The sequence below is a fragment of the Neotamlana sargassicola genome, from assembly GCF_020523965.1.
GTDB lineage: Bacteria > Bacteroidota > Bacteroidia > Flavobacteriales > Flavobacteriaceae > Neotamlana > Neotamlana sargassicola.
On the sequence record NZ_JAJAPX010000001.1, the window covers coordinates 407535 to 426829 of the forward strand.

Here is a 19295-nt window from a genome sequence, read left to right on the forward strand (position 1 = left end):
AACTACTTCTTAAAAACCGTATAAACAGGAAAATGATCGCTATAACCTCCATTATATTTTTTACCAACATAAGTTCTAAAAGGCGACCCTTTGTAACGACCACTAAAGGTTTTTAAAAAATCTTCATCAAAAATATTTGCTTTAAAAAATTCAAATTCATTATTCGAGTTTTTAAAGTAATTGGTTGTAAACATAATTTGATCGAACAAATTCCATTTTCTATGATGATATGTTGTACCGCGACTAAAAGATCGTAAAGTTTCCATAGGGTTATAAAGTCCGAAATTATCAACTAAATTCTTAATACTTTTATTATCGGGTTCGTCGTTAAAATCGCCCATAACAATAATTCTTGCATCTTCATTCTCTTGTTTTAGCTTAGTAATAATTTCGGCCACTTTATTTGATGATGCCATACGTTTATACTCGGTTTCTTTCTGTCCTTCACGTCTAGATGACCAATGCGTTACAATAACATGTACTTTTTCTTCATCTAACCTTCCAGAAACCAAAAGAATATCTCTGGTATAATCTGGCGAACCATCTTCATCTCTAAGTAAAACGCTATACGTTTCAGAATGTAAAACTTCAAAACTAGCTTTATCGTAAATTAAGGCAACATCAATACCGCGTTCGTCTGGCGAATCGTAATGTACAAATCCGTAATTATAATCTTTTAAATGTTTATAATTCAGTAAATCTTGAATAACTGTGGCATTTTCAACTTCAGCTAAACCAACAATAGCCGGGTTTTTACCGGTTTCGCGCTTTCCTATATTAGAAATGGCGTAACTTAATTTCCTAAGTTTATTATCGTAGCGTTTTGGTGTCCATCGTTTTACAGAGGTTGGTAAAAAATCGCTATCATGAGTATTTCTATCTTTGTGTATATCAAATAAATTTTCAAGGTTATAAAATGCAATAGTTTGCAAATCGTTTCTCACCGGGATATCATCAAAAATGTCGCTCATCAATAAAAATTTAACTTCAAAAATATAAAAATATAAGTGCTAACAATTGATTAACTTTGTTTATATTTTACATATATGATAGAGAAAAAAGATATTACTTTAGAAAAAGCGGTTTTAATTGGAATTATTACTAAAGACCAAGATGAAACTAAACTTAAAGAATATTTAGATGAATTAGAATTCTTAACTTTTACCGCCGGTGGTTATGCCGTAAAACGCTTTACGCAAAAAATGGACATGCCAAACTCGAAAACTTTTATTGGAAGCGGTAAAATGGAAGATGTGCGCCAGTTTATAGAAGAAAACGACGTAGGAACTGCTATTTTCGACGACGAACTTTCGGCAGCTCAAGAGCGCAATATTAGCAAAATACTTAACGTAAAAGTTCTAGACCGAACTAATTTAATTCTAGATATTTTTGCCCAACGTGCGCAAACGAGTTATGCTCGTACTCAAGTAGAATTGGCGCAATGTGAGTATTTATTACCTCGTTTACGAGGTATGTGGACGCACCTTGAACGCCAAAAAGGTGGTATTGGCATGCGCGGTCCGGGTGAAACCGAAATTGAAACCGACAGACGTATTGTTCGCGATAAAATAGCTTTACTAAAAGCAAAAATAAAAACCATCGATAAGCAAATGGCCGTACAACGTGGAAACCGTGGCAAAATGGTTCGCGTGGCACTTGTTGGTTACACCAACGTTGGTAAATCTACACTCATGAATGTTATTAGTAAAAGTGAAGTATTTGCCGAAAACAAACTTTTTGCAACACTCGATACTACAGTTCGTAAAGTTGTTATACAAAATTTACCTTTTTTATTAAGCGACACAGTAGGGTTTATTCGTAAACTACCAACCCAGCTTGTAGATAGCTTTAAAAGTACTTTAGATGAAGTTCGAGAAGCCGATTTACTATTGCATATTGTTGATATTTCGCATCCTAATTTTGAAGAACACATAGAATCGGTAAACAAAATATTAGGCGAAATAGAAAGCAGCGACAAACCAACCATTATGGTTTTTAATAAAATTGATGCTTACCAAGCTGAACCGCTTGATGAGGACGATTTAGAAACCGAACGCACCGAAAAGCATTACTCGCTTGAAGAATGGAAAAGCACCTGGATGAACAAAATTGGAAACAATGCTTTGTTTATTTCTGCGTTAAATAAAAAGAATCTTGACGATTTTAAAAAACGTGTTTACGATGAAGTTAGAGAAATTCACGTAACACGTTTTCCGTACAACCATTTTTTATATCCAGACTACAACGAATTAGATGCAGACGACGCCTAAAAACCAAGACATAAACCGCTTTAAAACTAAACTAACTGCTTTCCTAAAAAAGAAGTGGGTAAAGTTTAGTTTTATTGGTATTGGAGTAATTATTTTATTTTTTATCGGGCTTTACTTTAGCATTTATTTAGGCGCATTTGGTAAACTACCAACAAAAGAGGACTTAAGTTCTATTAAACAAGAAGAAGCTACTCAAGTTCTAGATTCTAATAAAAAACTTATAGGCAAATATTACATTTACGATAGGCAACCTCTAGAATTTGAAGATTTTCCAGAACATTTAATCCAAGCTTTAATTGCCACCGAAGATGCCAGATTTTACGAACACGACGGTGTAGATAATGTAAGTTTAGGGCGCGTGTTTATAAAAAGTATTTTGCTTCGCGATAAATCGGCTGGGGGTGGTAGTACCATAACATTACAATTAGCAAAAAACCTATTTGGACGCAAGCATTACCCAATTGTGGGCATCATAGTTAATAAATTTAAAGAAGCTATAATTGCCAAACGCATTGAGGAAATCTACTCTAAAAACGATATTTTAACACTGTATTTTAATACCGTTCCGTTTCCCGATAATACGTACGGCATAGAAAGTGCAGCACAAAAGTTTTTCAACAAATCGGCTAAAAAATTAACACAAAACGAAGCCGCATTGCTTGTTGGCACACTAAAAGCTAATAATTATTACAACCCAAGATTGCATGAAGAGCGTTGTAAAGAGCGCCGAAATGTGGTGCTTAATCAAATGGTGAAATACAATTATTTACCACAGGACTCTCTAAATATTTTAAGTAAACACGATGTAAATTTAAGCTACCATTCTTTTAACCACGACGTTGGTATTGCACCATATTTTAGAGAACAAGTTAAGCAAGAGCTCACTCAAATTTTAGACTCCATTAATAAGGCTGATGATACCGAATACAACTTATATAAAGATGGATTAAAAGTTTACACCACTTTAAATGCAGATATGCAGCGTTTGGCTGAAGACGCTATGGCATCGCATTTAACCAAATTACAAACTGCTTTTGAAGCTTCCTATGGAAAAAATTCGCTTTGGAAAAAAAATTCAGCTTTACTTGAAGCCACAATAAAAAAGCATAAAACCTATAAAATTTTAAAAGAAAAAGGTTTATCTCATCAGCAAATAATAGATTCTTTATCGGTTAAACGCGATATGGAAGTTTTTAATTGGGAAGGCGACACCATTCAAAATATATCGACTATTGATAGTTTACAGCATTATTTGAAGCTTTTAAATACCGGCATGCTAGCTATTGAACCAAAAACTGGTGCCATTAAAACCTATATTGGCGGTATTGATTATCGCTATTTTAAATACGACCACGTATCGCAAAGCGAAAGGCAAGTTGGCTCTACATTTAAACCTTTTGTTTATACCGCAGCCATTGAAAACGGTATGAAACCATGTACTTATTTTTCACTTTCTGAGGTTACTTATAAAAATTACGATAATTGGACGCCGAGTAATTCTGGTAGCAAAGAAGAAGATCCGTACATAAACTACACCCTAGAAAAAGCCTTAAGTAACTCTATAAACACAATTGCCGTTAAGGTGTTTAACGAAGTTGGTATTCCTAAAGTTATTAATCAAGTTAAAAAATTAGGCATTACTAAAACGCTTCCAGAAGAACCATCGTTAGCGCTTGGTGTTGCCGAAATTAATTTAAAAGAATTAACCGGAGCTTACGCTAGTTATTTAAACAACGGACACAGTGTTAAACCGTATGCCATAACCAGAATTGAAGATAAACATGGTAATTTAATTGCTGAATTTAAACCAGAAATAAATAAAACTGAAGCTTTTAGCGATTACACAAAAGAAGTGATGCTAGAAATAATGAAAGCTACAGTAAACTCTGGAACGGCTTCTCGATTACGAAATACTTATGGTTTAACAAACGATATTGCTGGTAAAACAGGAACCACCCAAAACAATAAAGATGGCTGGTTTGTTGGCTTAACACCTAATTTGGTTACCGTAACTTGGGTTGGAAACGACAACCATAGCATTGGTTTTAAAAGCACAGGCTTAGGCCAAGGCGCTAATTCCGCATTACCAATTTTCGCAAAATTTTATCAAAAATTAAATGCAAATGCCGAATTTAATTCTATTACTAAAAGTAGATTTGATAAACCAGATTCTAAAGTTATTGAAGATTTAAACTGCGAACCAGAAAAACGAGATGGCTTTTTAAAACGATTATTTGGTAAGAAGAAAAAAGTGAAAAATTTTAATTCAAATGATGAGAAGTAAAGATTAATTACTTCTCTTTTTTAGTAAACATATCACTTACATTATCTAAAACTTCGCCTTTAACAAGCCAAGATATTCCAAAGGGAATTATTGCTGTAGTTTCAAAAATAAACACATAATATTTGGTTAGCACAATGTCGTAATCTTCTAAAACAATAAAAACAACAATTAATGCTATTGATGCCCAGACTAAGTTTCTACAAATTTTATAAATAGTATTATTAACATCGTTAGAGCTTCTTGTAAATTTAAATTTAGACATCCACCCCATAGTAAACATAAAAACTCCTGCAGCTACTAAATGTATTGTGTTTTTAAATGTGTTGCCGTGACCTAACAACGGGTAGTTTTCATCTCTACAAATAATATCAATACTCGCACTTAAACTTTCTTTGCAACACGTTGGTACAAAAACAACAACTAATGCAGCTATACCACCAATATTGGTTAAAATATCGTCGCTTATAGTTTCTGTTTTAGAATCGAATTTATAGCCTTTATACGACAACAAAAACAAACCAAAAACCGATAAAATAATTATGAAAAATAAAGAAGGCAGTGGCTTATAATAATAATGACTTATAGATGCCAATAATTCGCCACCAGAAAAATAGACTAAAATTGGCAAAAAAAGACCTAGAACACCTATAAGTTTTCGTATTCTATAATCGGAGTGTTGTAAATCTTTATTATGCTTAGCTTTCATAACGGTTTTATTTACCCTAAAAATAAAAAAAAGCCACTTACAACGTAAGAGGCTTTTTCCTGTTTTTTTATTTCTTTTTCAATTAGAAGCTATAGCTTAAACCAACTGTGTAATACGTTTGTAATTTATTGTCAATACTATCAAACGTAGCATTTTCATCACCACCATCTGCAGCATCAAGTGTTTGAATATAGTTTAAAGCTTCTTGTTTGTTGTCTCTTAAACCAAAATCAAATCCTACACCAATTTTCTTCCATAACGTGTAGCTAAAAGAGTTTGTCCAAGTCCAGTTAGATAAGTCACTAGACTTGTAGCTTTGGAAAGCAGATAAGTTTGTTTTAAAGTTTATTGCACCAATTTTTCTTGTATAATCAGCAACTATTTTTGCACCTAAAGACGATTCGAAAACAGCATCGTTATCAGCAAAAACAAAGTTGTAGTTTAATGGGTGTACAACAACTAAAAGGTTTGTTATTGGCGTCCATGTAATACCAACACCAACATCTAAATAACCAGGGTCGTTAAAGTTTTCTAATAACGTCGTTCTGTATTCAGCTAAAGCTGAAACTGCTAATTTTTCAGATAATTTATAACCATATAAAGATGATATGTTAAAGATATCTGTTGCTGGCTCAAAGCTATCATTGTCTGTAGCATCATCTCTGTCATCATACTTAATCCAACTTAAGTTAGAAGTTAATGAGTTTCTCCAGAAATACTTGTCTTGGATTTGGTTTGCAAACGCATTAAATGTAAAACCAATATTTCCTGAATTTAAATTTGGAGCCGATTGCGAATACCAGTTATTAAAACCAGATAGACTACCACCAATGGTACCAAAAGCACCAATTCTCCATCCTGGTAAGGCATCAATTTTTGCTTGAATAGCATTAGCTTCGCCTTGAGCTTTATCAGCAATTGCTTGCTTTTCTGCTTTTTGTGCTTGTAATTCTTCTTTAGTTTGTGCGTTTGTAGAAATAACTCCTAAAAACAACAATCCTAATACTAGTACTTTTTTCATTTAAGTTTAAATTTTATTTTGAAAGTTTATACAAATATACGGTTATGACCCTCGATTTAGTTTAGAGTCACTAAATTTTAGGATTTTTTTTTGAAAAGCGGCACCGAAGAACAAGCTTCGCCATACATTATTGATTTCGCTACTTTTTTAACCTTATTGGCAAGCATGATGTAAGCATTTTGAGGCACAGGTTTTTTAGAACAACCTTTTATAATTACAGGTTTATCTGTATATTCAGATACCTCCAAATCGTTTATAATGTCTTGGTAAATTGAAGTTTCTAGAGCTCCTAAATTGCCTACAATTGTTTTTTTTGCGAAAGGCTCTAAATGCAAACTAAGTAGCATATATGCCCAACCCGGAATTATAGCATCGCTACTACAGGTTAGTGCTACATAATTATCTTTGTATTGCGACCAATCGTGTTCGCTTACCTGTGTTCTAAAATCTTTTTCTCGAAGCACAAAACCTTCAAAAAGCCAATCTTTTATATCGAAAAGAACACGCGTTCCTTTAGGGTAAAAATCTTCTAAATCTAATGTAACTAGTTTACTATTCGCCACGCGATTTATAATTTCATCTGCCATAATATGCCATATTTTTTGTTATTGATAACCTTCTGCTTGAAGGGAAAAGAGTTCAGAATATAACGTTTTATTCTGCATTAACTCATCGTGAGTTCCAATTTCTAAAACTTTACCGTCTTGTAAAACCAAAATTCTATCGGCTTGCCTTACGGTACTAAATCTATGTGAAATAATAATACTTGTTTTACTTTCTGTTAGTCCAATAAATCGGCCAAAAACTTCACTTTCGGCTTTAGCATCTAGAGCCGATGTTGGCTCGTCTAAAATAATAACTTCGGCATCTTTCATGTAAGCTCGTGCCAAAGCTACCTTTTGCCATTGTCCGCCAGAGAGCTCTTGCCCATTAGAAAAACGCTTACCCAAACGCTGGTTGTAGCCATATTTTAATTCGCTAACCACACCACTCGCCAAACTTAGTTCGGCCGCATTTTCAATTTTTAATTGATTTTCTAATTCTGTAATACTTCCAATGGCTATATTTTCTTTTACAGTAAATTCATATTTAAAAAAGTCTTGAAAAATCACTCCAAAAAAAGCTTGATATTCCGATTTTTTGTAACGGTTTATATTGATGCCGTCTAATAAAATTTCTCCTGAAGTTGGCTCGTAAAAACGCAATAACAATTTTGTTAACGTTGTTTTTCCCGCTCCGTTTTGGCCAACAAACGCCATTTTTTCGCCTGCTTTAAGGGTAAAATTAATGCCCTTTAAAATGTCTTTTTCAGATTCTGGATAATGAAAATAAACATCTTTAAACTCGAAACCTTCTTTAATTTCTTTAGGTAAAGGTAAATCTTCGTTAACTTCTGGTTTTACCGAAATATCTACAAAATCGAAATAATCTTTTAAGTAAAGTGCGCTTTCTGCTATGCGTGTAAATTTGGAGAAGAACTCTTGTAAATTCTTCATTAAACGATTAAAAGATCCTGATAAAAACGTTAATTCGCCTAAACTTATCGCTCCAGAAAGTACACGATAAATAATAAAAACATAAGCACCATAATAACTTAAGGAGCCTAAAACGTTAAACAGAAAACCTAATGCCGACCGCTTTACAGCTAGTTTTTTATTGAGTTTGAAATATTCTTCAGATAGATTTTTAAAACGATTTACAACAAAGTCGGTTAAATTAAAAAGCTTAATTTCTTTAGCTGTTTTATCGTTAGCACCAATAAAACGTAGGTAATCTAGTTCTCGTCGTTCTGATGTCCAACTTCTAGCCAAAGAGTATTGCTGTTGGCTAAAACGAATTTCATTTATAAACGAAGGAATTATACTTAAAACCAGTAAAATAATTAAATAAGGATCGAAAATTACCAAACCACCAACTAAAGTGGTTATAGAAATGGCACTTTGTAATTGCCCTAAAACATTAGACATTAAACCTACACGGCCTGTTGTTTGTGTTCTGGCACGTTCTAGTTTATCGTAAAATTCGGCATCTTCTAATAAACTTATATTTATTTGATTGGTTTTTCGAATAATAGTTACCGAAGTGGCAATATTGTATTGGTCGCCCAACAAACCATCTGTAAGTGAAACGGCTCTACTTATTAAATCGGAAAGAATAACTAAACCAAACTCTAAACCAACGTAACCCCAAAGTTGTGAATAGTCTGTAACCTCTAAAGAAATTTGGTAAATTATTTCATCTATAATTAATTTACCTACCCATAAAATAATAACAGGCAATAATGCGGCTATTAGTCTGCAAAATGCTGTAAGTAAAAATAGCTTTTTATTTACATTCCAAATTTCTTTAAAGAAACGCGGAATGTAAACTAAAGCATTAAAAGATGTTTTTAAGTCAACTTTTTTTCTTTTACTATCTTTAAACGACCTTGGCCCACGATTAACCATGCTTTAAATTTTATAGCATACCCAATTCTAACTTGGCTTCTTCGCTCATAAGCTCTTGTGTCCATGGCGGGTCGAAAGTAATTTCAACCTCTGCATTGTTTACCTCATTAAGCGATTTTACTTTCTCCTCAACCTCCTGTGGTAAAGTTTCTGCTACTGGGCAATTTGGTGTTGTAAGCGTCATTAAAATTTTAACGTCGTTATCTTCATTTACAAATACATCGTAAATTAAACCTAACTCGTAAATATCTACAGGTATTTCAGGATCGTAAATCGTTTTTAAAACATTTACTATTTTTTCTCCTAATTCGGCGGTGTTTATTGTTGAATCACTCATTTTATTAAATGTTTTTTTGTTTATCTGTTAATACGTTTAATTGTTTTCTTAACAAATAAACGGCTCAACAAATCAACTTAATTAAGTTGTGTTTGGTATGCAATAGCATACATTTTAAGTTGTTTTACCATACTAACCAAACCATTAGCGCGCGTTGGCGATAAATGCTCTTTTAACCCAATTTTATCAATAAAATCGGTGTTAGCTTCAATAATATCTTTTGGGTGTTGATTAGAAAATACACGAATTAATATAGCAATAATACCTTTAGTTATAATCGCATCGCTATCGGCAGTAAAATCAACTTTATTATCATTCATTTCTGCATGTACCCAAACTTTACTTTGGCAACCTTTTATAATATTATTATCGGTTTTATATTGGTCGTCAATTAAAGGTAAATCTTTACCAAGATCTATCATGTACTGGTAACGCTCTTCCCAATCTTCAAACATTGAGAATTCGTCTATAATTTCGTTTTGTATTTCTTCTATAGTCACGTGTACAATTTTTTAAGTTGAAAGATTTCAATTTTATTTTTTGAAAATGAAAAGGTTTCGCTAAAACCCTGCTTTACAACATGAATTTAAATACAAAAATACAACAAGAATTAATGCTATTCAATGTTTTCTGAAAGAGATAAGATTTCTTTAACGAGATTAGATATTTCTGCTGGTGGATTTCCATGATCGAAAGGCGCCGACTGATACGTCTTTCCGTTTTTCGTTATTTTTAAATGAGCTAATGCCGCACCATCGAAGGCATATTTATGACTTGGCGCTTTCAATTCTGAAATTTCCTCGATTTTAATAATTTTTAAAGTATTTTTTATACGTTCCCAGTCTTGTTGTGAAATTGATGTTTTATTATAAGAACCACCACGCTTTTGAGTTAATAATACCGATTGTGCATTAACTAAAACTTCCTTAAAAAAACCTCTTGATGAAACAGTATAATCAATTGAAATCTGCTCTTGTTTAAAGGCTTTTAGCAGCAATTTTTTCTTGTTGAATAAAGAAAACCCGTTATCACTAAATAAAATAGCATTGGCATTTTTGAAAGTTTTTAAAAATTCAGTTTCAATGGCATTTGCATCATTTAAACAGATTTTTTTAGTTGATATTATATTGCTAAAATTAATCGCGTTTTCGTTTATGGTGTAATTTCCTGAAAACTGATTACACCCTGAAAATCCAGAAACGGTGTTCGATGCGCTATTATAACTTATAGTCAATCCATGAGCCGTTATATCGCTACCATTTAAATTAGTGATATTAAAGCTATTATTTAAATCGATTAAAATAGAATTGCTGTTTTGTTTGTCGAGCATTAATTGATAATCGGTTGGTCCCCAGCAGCATTTTAAAATGACTAAAGGCAAAAAGACTGATATGAGTTTCATAAGTAATTTTTAAAAATAAGATACAAAAAAGACGCCAAAGTTGGCGCCTTTAAAATTCTTTATATTTTTTTTTATGATTTAAGGCAACATACTTTCACGAGCACCACCTGGAGCAAAAATTGCTCTCATACGAACTTTTTGACCTTCTGAAAACATATACATGCAAGCATCATCAACATAGTCCATATAGTTCATGGTCATGTCGTTTGTTCTACAATTAACCGTTGGATAAGACGGACAACCATAGTTTGGCCCATCAGAAGAAGGGGTATCTGAAACAAAATCGTCCTGTTTACATCTCCCATCACCCCAAATATGGCGCAGATTTAAATAATGTCCAACTTCGTGAGTCATTGTTCTGCCTTTATCAAATGGAGCTTGCACATAACCTGTAGTTCCAAAGAATTGCGGCGAACAAACTACACCATCAGTAGCTAAGTTACCACCAGGAAATTGCGCATAACCCAGAATGCCACCACCAATGTTACAAACCCAGATATTTAAATGTGTTTCTGGAGATACCGGAGGATAAGCACTTTTTACAGCATTGTTGGTTCCCCAAGACGTTCTTGAGTCTGCATACCTATATGTGTTTGCTAAAGTAAAGCTAAATTCACTATCTGCGGCTAACCCTTCAAACTCTGTTGGCACTTCATTTACATCATTATTAGCTTTCCTAAAATCGTCATTAAGTACAGCTATTTGTGAACTAATTTGAGCATTACTAATATTTTCATCAGCATTACTATAAACAACAATAACATTAACAGGAATGTTTATGATACCTAAGTTATCTGGAGTTGGGTCTTCTCCACCACCGTCGTTTCCACCATTTCCATTTCCTGGGTTGGAAGGCTTGCCTTTTGCAGCAATAAATTGTCTCGTGTGGTATTCAACATCATACATTTTTTTTGCCAAGCCTGGATTTTCATCCAGTTGCCTGTTCAAAACATTCATGGAATAACAGTTTTTTAACTCGTCTTTAACATTAGAAGCTTTTGCTGTTAACTCGCTACTATCTGTGTAGAGATAGAAGTCACTCATATCAATCTCTTGTTCTGTAGAAATTTCAGTTTTGTCGTCATCGCAAGCTGTAAGCATTAAGGCCAAAGCAGCCATACTAAAAAATAATTTTTTCATCGTAAATAATTTGAATTAGTCGCCTGTTAAGATATGACTTTTTAACAAAAAAAACTTACAAATTTCTAAAAATTATGTTAATTCAATGCGGAAATGCAATTTAATTAAAGCTTGTTAAAGAAAATAGCAAATTATAAATGAAATTTAACTCAACATCATTTTTGCTTTTTTAACACCTTCAACTAAAATATCTATTTCAGATTTTGTGTTATAAAATGCAAATGAAGCTCGCACGGTACCTGGAATTTTAAAATAATCCATTATGGGTTGAGCGCAGTGGTGACCTGTACGAACTGCAACCCCTAACTTATCGAGAATAGTACCAACATCGTAGGGATGAATACCTTCTAAATTAAATGAAATTACCGATGTTTTATGTCTTGAAGTACCGTATATTTTTAAACCTTCTATTTCTAAAAGTTTATTTGTAGCATATTCTAAAAGTTCATGCTCGTATGCTGCAATAGCATCGAAACCTACCGCATTCATATAATCGATGGCTGCACCAAAGGCTATGCCACCACAAATATTTGGTGTTCCTGCTTCAAACTTATGTGGTAAAGCTGCATAGGTAGTTTTTTCGAAAGTTACTTCGGCAATCATTTCTCCTCCTCCTTGGTATGGTGGTAATTTGTTAAGCCAATCTTCTTTACCATACAATACGCCAACACCTGTTGGACCACACATTTTGTGGGCTGAAACTACATAAAAATCGACATCTAACGCTTGAACGTCTGGTTTAATATGCGGGCTAGATTGTGCGCCATCAACTAAAACAGCTGCTCCAACTTCGTGTGCTTTTTTTATAATATGATCTATAGGATTTATTGTTCCTAAAGCATTTGAAATATGATTTACAAAAACAAGCTTTGTATTCTGGTTTAATAACGTTTCGAATGCCTTAATTTCCAACTCACCATTTTGGTTCATTGGTATTACTTTTAAATTGGCTCCTGTACGCTCGCAAAGCATTTGCCAAGGCACTATATTACTGTGATGCTCTAAAGCTGATACTATAATTTCGTCGCCCTTTTTTAAGAGTGCAGAAAACCCGTTGGCTACTAAATTTATACCATGTGTAGTTCCTGAAGTATAAATTATTTCGTGGGCATGTTTAGCGTTAAAATGTGCTTGTATTTTATATCGTGCTTGCTCGTATAAATCGGTTGCTTCTTGGCTTAAAGCATGCACACCACGATGTATATTAGCGTTGTAGTTTGAGTAATAATTTACAATTACATCTATAACTTGCTGTGGTGTTTGCGATGTTGCTGCATTATCGAAATACACCAAAGGTTTACCGTTTACTTGTCTGGACAGTATTGGGAAATCTTTTCGTATATTTTCTACTTTAAACATGATGTTGTGTTTAGCCCCGATTGAGGCATTTGTTGGAGCCCGCCCGATAGGGAAGCGACTGCCGAAAGCGGGATTAGCTTCAAAAAAAAATTAAATACTAAAAAATGCTTTTAGGACTATAAATCGAAACCTAAACTTACTCCTAATTTATTGGCTATAATTTTTGTAATGCGTTGTTTTAACTCTGGTATTTTTACCGAGCTTAATACATCGTTACTAAATGCAAACATTAATAATGCTTTGGCTTCTTTTTTAGGAATACCGCGCGATTGCATGTAAAACATAGCACTTTCGTCTAATTGACCAATGGTACAACCGTGTGAACATTTTACATCGTCTGCAAAAATTTCTAGTTGTGGTTTGGTATTAATAGTAGCTTTATCGCTTACTAAAATGTTATTGTTGGCTTGAAATGCATTTGTTTTTTGCGCTTCTTTTTCTACAACAACTTTACCGTTAAAAACACCTGTTGAATTTTCGTCGAAAATACCTTTATAATCTTGATGACTTTCGCAATTTGGCTCGATATGATGCACTAGCGTATTATGGTCTACATGTTGTTTGTTTCCAATAATGGTTACTCCTTTTAGTGTAGAATCGATACGCTCTCCATTTTGATAAAAATTAAGGTTGTTACGTGTTAACTTACCTCCAAAAGAGAATGTGTGTACAGAGGCTAAACTACTTTGCTTTTGCTTAATAAACGTATTGTCTATTAACGATGCATTGGCGTTATCGTTTTGTATTTTGTAATAATCTACAATAGCACGTTTTGCTGCGAAAATTTCTGTTACGCTATTAGTTAATACCGGATTATTGGTTAAACTTTGGTGACGTTCTATAATTTGAACATGCGAATTTTCGCCTACAACAATTAAATTACGAGGTTGCAACATAATTGCTGCTTCGTTACCTGTTGAGAAGTGTATTATTTGAATTGGTTTTTCTACCAATTTATTTTTTGGAATATGGATGTATGCGCCTTCGCTTGAAAATGCCGTGTTTAAAGCTGATAAGCTATCGCTTTCTGCGGCTTTATTAAAATAATTTTCTATTACCAAACGATATTTTGGTTTACATAACGCTGACGACATTAGGCAAACATCGATACCTTCGTGTGTGGTTTGCGATAGGTGCGATGAATATTTACCATCTATAAATACAATTTTATAAGTATCTATATCGTGAATAAAATATTTTTTTACATCGTTATATTCTAAAGCGGTTTCTTGCTTTGGAAAAACGCAATAGTCTTCGCTTAAAACTTTGTTTAAAGAGGTGTATTTCCAGGCTTCATCTTTTTTACTAGGAAAGCCTTTTTCTTGAAATACTTTTATAGCATCGTTTCGTAAATTATTCACATATGATCCCATATCTGAACGGTCTTCGAATACTAAATGCGATGATAGTAATTTGTCTTTTAAATCCATTTTTTTTAGTTTACAGTGGCAGTTTTCCGTTTACAGCTGTACTGTTTACTCATACTGAGACTGGTTTACTTTTTAAGCGTTCACTTCTTCTTTAATCCAATCGTAACCTTTAGCTTCAAGTTCGTGAGCTAACTCTTTAGTACCTGATTTTACAATTTTACCTTTGTAAAGTACGTGTACGTAATCTGGAACAATATAATCTAACAAACGTTGGTAGTGCGTAATTACAATTACAGAATTGTCTTTACTTTTTAGTTTGTTAACACCATTTGCTACAATACGAAGTGCATCGATATCTAGACCAGAATCGGTTTCATCAAGAATTGCCAATTTTGGATCTAACATAGCCATTTGGAAAATTTCGTTACGTTTTTTCTCTCCTCCCGAAAAACCTTCGTTTAAAGAACGTGATAAGAAATTACGATCTATCTCTAATAAATCGGCTTTTTCACGAATAAGTTTTAGCATGTCTTTAGCAGGCATTTCTTCTAAACCTTGTGCTTTACGCGATTCGTTTATAGCTGTTTTTATAAAGTTAGTTACTGAAACTCCAGGAATTTCTACTGGATATTGAAACGATAAAAAGACACCTTTGTGAGCACGCTCTTCAGCATCTAACTCTTCAATAGCTTCTCCATTAAAAGAAATTGATCCTTTCTGTACTTCATAATCTTCTTTTCCTGCAATTACAGAAGCTAACGTACTTTTACCAGAACCGTTTGGCCCCATAATAGCGTGAACTTCTCCTGGTTTTACTTCAAGGTTTATGCCTTTTAAAATATCCTTGTCCTCAACACTTGCGTGTAAATCGTTAATTTTTAACATCCTATTGTTCTAATTTTACAACGTTGCTACTTTCCTTTGGTTTAGAAACATTAATTATCTCAACAATTTCAACTTTATTTTCCCAAAGAATTTTATCGTCTTTTTTATTTGTAATTTTTCCTCTAATTATAACATCAACCATATCGGTTGGCTGCCTTTTATATTGTTTTGCCTTTGCATTGAGCTCTAGCATTTTATCAGTAACATAAACTCCATAAATTTCGTTATGTGTTTGCAATACTGCGGCATCTCCAAAATAAACAAACTCACCTTTTAACAAGGTTAAACCATCGCTTTGCTTTTCTGTACGCCCACTACTTTTATCGGTAGCTACTGGCACATCTTCTGGTTTAGTTTTTGCATCGTTTTTACAATTTGTAAAAGCGATAAGCACAAATAATAAATAAATGATTTTTTTCATTTTGAAAACTTAATTCCACAAACACTTTAACGTTACAAAGTGTGTATTTAAAATTTATCCTACGCTACCTTCTAAACTTATTTCTAATAGTTTTTGAGCCTCAACAGCAAACTCCATTGGTAATTTATTTAACACCTCTTTACTAAACCCATTTACAATTAATGCAATAGCCTTTTCGGTATCTATACCACGTTGGTTACAGTAAAAAATTTGATCTTCACCAATTTTACTTGTTGTTGCTTCGTGTTCTATTTTAGCCGATTTATTTTTAGCCTCGATATATGGAAACGTATGTGCACCACATTCGTTACCCATTAACAAACTATCGCATTGTGAAAAGTTACGTGCGTTTTCTGCTCTAGAATTTACTTGAACTAAACCACGGTAACTGTTTTGCGATTTTCCTGCCGAAATACCTTTTGATATAATGGTTGATTTAGTGTTTTTGCCTAAATGAATCATTTTTGTACCGGTATCGGCTTGCTGGTAGTTATTTGTAACCGCTATTGAGTAAAATTCTCCTACCGAATTATCGCCTTTTAACACACAACTAGGGTATTTCCAGGTTACAGCAGAACCAGTTTCTACTTGCGTCCATGAAATTTTTGCGTTTTTCTCGCATAAACCACGTTTGGTTACAAAATTAAAAACACCACCTTTACCTTCGGCATTTCCTGGAAACCAATTTTGTACAGTTGAGTATTTTATCTCTGCATCATCTAAAGCAATTAACTCTACAACCGCTGCGTGCAACTGGTTTTCGTCGCGACTTGGGGCTGTACAACCTTCTAGGTAACTTACGTAACTACCTTCGTCTGCCACCACTAAAGTTCTTTCAAACTGACCAGTTCCGGCTTGATTTATACGGAAATATGTAGACAGCTCCATTGGGCATTTTACACCTTTTGGTATGTAACAAAAACTACCATCACTAAAAACAGCAGAGTTTAAAGCGGCGTAAAAATTATCTTTTTGAGGTACAACTGTACCAATATATTTTTTTACAAGTTCTGGATGCTCTTTTATCGCTTCAGAAATACTCATAAAAATAATTCCTTTTTCACCTAAAGTCTTTTTAAAAGTTGTAGCCACAGAAACAGAATCTACCACTACATCCATAGCGACTCCGGCTAATTTTTTCTGCTCGTCTAGAGAAATTCCTAACTTCTCGAAAGTTGCTAACAACTCCGGATCTACCTCATCTAAACTGTCGTACTTTGGTTTACTGTTTGGTGCAGAATAATAAGAAATAGCCTGGAAATCTGGCTTCTCATAATTAACATTCGCCCAGTCTGGCTCTTCCATATTTTGCCAAACTCTAAAAGCCTCTAAGCGCCATTCGGTCATCCACTCTGGCTCTTCTTTCTTTTTTGAAATAGCACGAACAATATCTTCGTTTAACCCAACAGGAAATGTTTCAGATTCTATATCTGTATAAAAACCATATTCGTACTCTTTGGTTTTTAATTCTTCTCTTAAATCATCCTCGGTATATTTCGACATAATGCTTTCTTAATTATTATAATGAAAACGACTCCCCACAACCACATGTGCGGTTGGCGTTTGGATTATTAAACACAAATCCAGTTCCGTTTAAACCTCCTGAATATTCTAAAGTTGTACCTATAAGATACAAAAAGCTTTTTTTATCGACAATAATTTTTACACCATTATCTTCAAAAACCTTGTCATCGTCATTGCTTTCCTTGTCGAACTTTAAATCGTAAGACAACCCAGAACAACCACCGCTTTTTACACCCACACGCACATAGTCTGTACTTGGGTTAAAGCCGTCATCGTTCATAAGCTCAATAACTTTCTTTTTTGCTGTTTCAGAAACTTTTATCATATTGTTTTTTATTGAGTGCAAATATACAATTTAAGACGTGTATTTCAACATAACCTAACATTATATTACTATATAGTTTTATAGCTTTTTTTTATAGATTAGCTCTTAACACGTCTCCAAAATTTTAAATTTAACAGGATTTAATAGGTAAAGCTTGTTATTTCTAACCGAACCACAAAAAACTTAACCTATTTAGCAGGACATGAGAACCTTATACTATTTCTAATCATTACCTATAAAATTATTATTTTCATTTTTTTACAACGAAGTTGTCGTGATTACACACTTATGGAAGTTATTGATAAAGTCATCCTCACCGGTACAGATAATGCCTACCCACTTCCAAAACTTTTGTACTAAAAAAGTAGATCACAACAATAGAAAATCAAAAATGAAATTTAGGAACAGAAACTTTATTATTATTCGAAATAAGTCCCATACATTTTAGTTAATGGCATAATTATGATAAAAAACAAAATTAGCTTCTTATTTTTGCATTATGATAGAAGATAAAAACCAGCAAAGAACACAGTTAAGCGATTTAGGTGAATTTGGTTTAATTGACCATTTAACCAAAAACTTTAAGATAAACCACAGTTCTACAATTAAAGGTATTGGTGATGATGCCGCTGTATTAAATTTTAAAAAGCAAGTTGTTGTTACCACAGATTTATTGGTAGAAGGCGTGCATTTTGATTTAAGCTACATGCCTTTAAAACACTTAGGTTACAAATCTGTAATTGTAAACCTATCTGATGTTTATGCTATGAATGCTACTGCAACACAAGTTACCATTTCTATTGCTGTTTCTAATCGTTTTCCTCTAGAAGCCATAGAAGCCATTTATGCAGGTATTGAAACAGCTGCTAAAATTTATAATATTGATGTTATTGGCGGAGACACAACATCCTCTAATAAAGGTTTATTAATTTCGGTTACAGCCATTGGCGAAGTAGACAAAAATGAAGTAGTTTACAGAAACGGAGCTAAACCTAACGATTTATTGGTGATAAGTGGCGATATTGGTGCGGCTTATATGGGCTTACAAGTTTTAGAACGGGAAAAGGAAGTTTATAAAGTAAACCCTAATAATCAACCAGATTTAGAACCGTATACTTACATTATTGAGCGCCAATTAAAACCAGAAGCCAGAAAAGATATTGTAAAACTTTTAAGTGATTTGGATGTTAAACCTACTTCTATGATTGACATTAGTGATGGTTTATCCTCTGAAATCATGCATTTATGCACACAAAGCAAAGTAGGGTGCGATTTATACGAAAACAAACTACCTTTAGACCCTCAAGTAATTTCAACTTGCGAAGAATTTAACATAGACAGCACAACCGTTGCTTTAAACGGAGGTGAAGATTATGAATTACTTTTCACTATATCGCAAGACGATTACCCTAAAATAAAAGCCAACCCTAATTTAAGTGTTATTGGTTTTATTAAGGAAGAAAAAGAAGGATTACATTTAATTACCAGAGCAGACACAAAAATTCCTTTAAAAGCACAAGGCTGGAAAAATTTTAATGACTAAAGCTAATTAAATTACCTACTATTAGTGGTGGTGTGGTGGTTTCGGTTGTAGTTGGAAGATGTCCGTGACGTTTTATAAACATCGATGCTAACACATCATTAATTTCTCTATATTTTGGTGTTAGCTCAACAAGATAGCCGTTGCTATTTGTGGTTAGTTCTTTACCGCAATTTTTGCAGGTATACTCTTTTACATGTAAAGTAACTTCTCTAGACACTTGGTAATGGTGCCCAAAGATTTTACAATGAAGGTTTTTCATTC

Annotated in this window: 19 protein-coding genes; 3 read left to right on the top strand and 16 right to left on the bottom strand. The window is 33.4% G+C overall.

Going from position 1 to position 19295, the window contains the following annotated elements; all coding sequences use genetic code 11:
- Positions 1-2 precede the first annotated feature (2 nt).
- Positions 3-971: an endonuclease/exonuclease/phosphatase family protein gene (locus tag LG651_RS01760; protein WP_226694439.1), complete on the bottom strand. Its 969-nt coding sequence runs from the start codon at positions 969-971 to the stop codon at positions 3-5.
- Positions 972-1046: 75 nt separating this feature from the next.
- Between LG651_RS01760 and hflX the strand changes: the two genes are divergently transcribed.
- Both hflX and LG651_RS01770 read left to right on the top strand, forming a co-directional pair.
- The gene (gene hflX / locus LG651_RS01765) at positions 1047-2270 is read left to right on the top strand and encodes a GTPase HflX (RefSeq protein WP_226694440.1); all 1224 of its coding nucleotides are present in this window, start codon (positions 1047-1049) and stop codon (positions 2268-2270) included.
- The gene (locus tag LG651_RS01770) at positions 2254-4554 is read left to right on the top strand and encodes a transglycosylase domain-containing protein (RefSeq protein WP_226694441.1); all 2301 of its coding nucleotides are present in this window, start codon (positions 2254-2256) and stop codon (positions 4552-4554) included. The genes hflX and LG651_RS01770 overlap by 17 nt, the downstream gene beginning before the upstream one ends.
- 7 nt (positions 4555-4561) lie before the next feature.
- Here LG651_RS01770 and LG651_RS01775 read toward each other — a convergent pair whose 3' ends face one another.
- From LG651_RS01775 to LG651_RS01840, 14 genes are all read right to left on the bottom strand, one after another.
- The gene (locus tag LG651_RS01775) at positions 4562-5260 is read right to left on the bottom strand and encodes a hypothetical protein (protein WP_226694442.1); all 699 of its coding nucleotides are present in this window, start codon (positions 5258-5260) and stop codon (positions 4562-4564) included.
- A gap of 82 nt (positions 5261-5342) precedes the next feature.
- Positions 5343-6281, bottom strand: coding sequence for a DUF3078 domain-containing protein (locus LG651_RS01780; protein ID WP_226694443.1), 939 nt, complete (start codon positions 6279-6281; stop codon positions 5343-5345).
- A 77-nt stretch (positions 6282-6358) separates the two neighbouring features.
- Positions 6359-6868, bottom strand: coding sequence for a DUF2480 family protein (locus LG651_RS01785; RefSeq protein WP_226694444.1), 510 nt, complete (start codon positions 6866-6868; stop codon positions 6359-6361).
- 18 nt (positions 6869-6886) lie between these two features.
- Positions 6887-8728 (bottom strand): ABC transporter ATP-binding protein, encoded by a 1842-nt coding sequence (locus tag LG651_RS01790; protein WP_226694445.1) that lies wholly within the window; start codon positions 8726-8728, stop codon positions 6887-6889.
- Between the two features lie 10 nt (positions 8729-8738).
- Positions 8739-9065: an SUF system Fe-S cluster assembly protein gene (locus LG651_RS01795; protein WP_226694446.1), complete on the bottom strand. Its 327-nt coding sequence runs from the start codon at positions 9063-9065 to the stop codon at positions 8739-8741.
- A gap of 77 nt (positions 9066-9142) precedes the next feature.
- The gene (locus LG651_RS01800; protein ID WP_226694447.1) at positions 9143-9565 is read right to left on the bottom strand and encodes a SufE family protein; all 423 of its coding nucleotides are present in this window, start codon (positions 9563-9565) and stop codon (positions 9143-9145) included.
- Between the two features lie 116 nt (positions 9566-9681).
- Positions 9682-10467 carry an META domain-containing protein gene (locus LG651_RS01805; protein WP_226694448.1) on the bottom strand — a complete coding sequence of 262 codons (786 nt, stop codon included), beginning with the start codon at positions 10465-10467 and terminating at the stop codon, positions 9682-9684.
- Positions 10468-10545: 78 nt separating this feature from the next.
- Complete coding sequence (locus tag LG651_RS01810; protein ID WP_226694449.1) at positions 10546-11607, bottom strand: zinc metalloprotease; 1062 nt, start codon at positions 11605-11607, stop codon at positions 10546-10548.
- 144 nt (positions 11608-11751) lie between these two features.
- Positions 11752-12966, bottom strand: a complete 1215-nt coding sequence (locus LG651_RS01815; RefSeq protein WP_226694450.1) for an aminotransferase class V-fold PLP-dependent enzyme — start codon at positions 12964-12966, stop codon at positions 11752-11754.
- A 116-nt stretch (positions 12967-13082) separates the two neighbouring features.
- Entirely contained in the window at positions 13083-14396 is a 1314-nt protein-coding gene (gene sufD / locus LG651_RS01820; RefSeq protein WP_226694451.1) for a Fe-S cluster assembly protein SufD, read from the bottom strand.
- Positions 14397-14468: 72 nt separating this feature from the next.
- Positions 14469-15221, bottom strand: a complete 753-nt coding sequence (gene sufC, locus LG651_RS01825; RefSeq protein ID WP_226694452.1) for a Fe-S cluster assembly ATPase SufC — start codon at positions 15219-15221, stop codon at positions 14469-14471.
- A gap of 1 nt (position 15222) precedes the next feature.
- Complete coding sequence (locus tag LG651_RS01830; RefSeq protein WP_226694453.1) at positions 15223-15642, bottom strand: hypothetical protein; 420 nt, start codon at positions 15640-15642, stop codon at positions 15223-15225.
- Positions 15643-15696: 54 nt separating this feature from the next.
- Positions 15697-17145, bottom strand: a complete 1449-nt coding sequence (gene sufB / locus LG651_RS01835; protein ID WP_226694454.1) for a Fe-S cluster assembly protein SufB — start codon at positions 17143-17145, stop codon at positions 15697-15699.
- 16 nt (positions 17146-17161) lie between these two features.
- Positions 17162-17491 carry a HesB/IscA family protein gene (locus tag LG651_RS01840; RefSeq protein WP_044633079.1) on the bottom strand — a complete coding sequence of 110 codons (330 nt, stop codon included), beginning with the start codon at positions 17489-17491 and terminating at the stop codon, positions 17162-17164.
- A gap of 499 nt (positions 17492-17990) precedes the next feature.
- Between LG651_RS01840 and thiL the strand changes: the two genes are divergently transcribed.
- Entirely contained in the window at positions 17991-19034 is a 1044-nt protein-coding gene (gene thiL / locus LG651_RS01845) for a thiamine-phosphate kinase (RefSeq protein WP_226694455.1), read from the top strand.
- On the opposite strand, the gene LG651_RS01850 is transcribed toward thiL, so the two are convergent.
- Positions 19024-19293, bottom strand: a complete 270-nt coding sequence (locus tag LG651_RS01850) for a hypothetical protein (protein WP_226694456.1) — start codon at positions 19291-19293, stop codon at positions 19024-19026. The genes thiL and LG651_RS01850 overlap by 11 nt on opposite strands.
- Positions 19294-19295 lie beyond the last annotated feature (2 nt).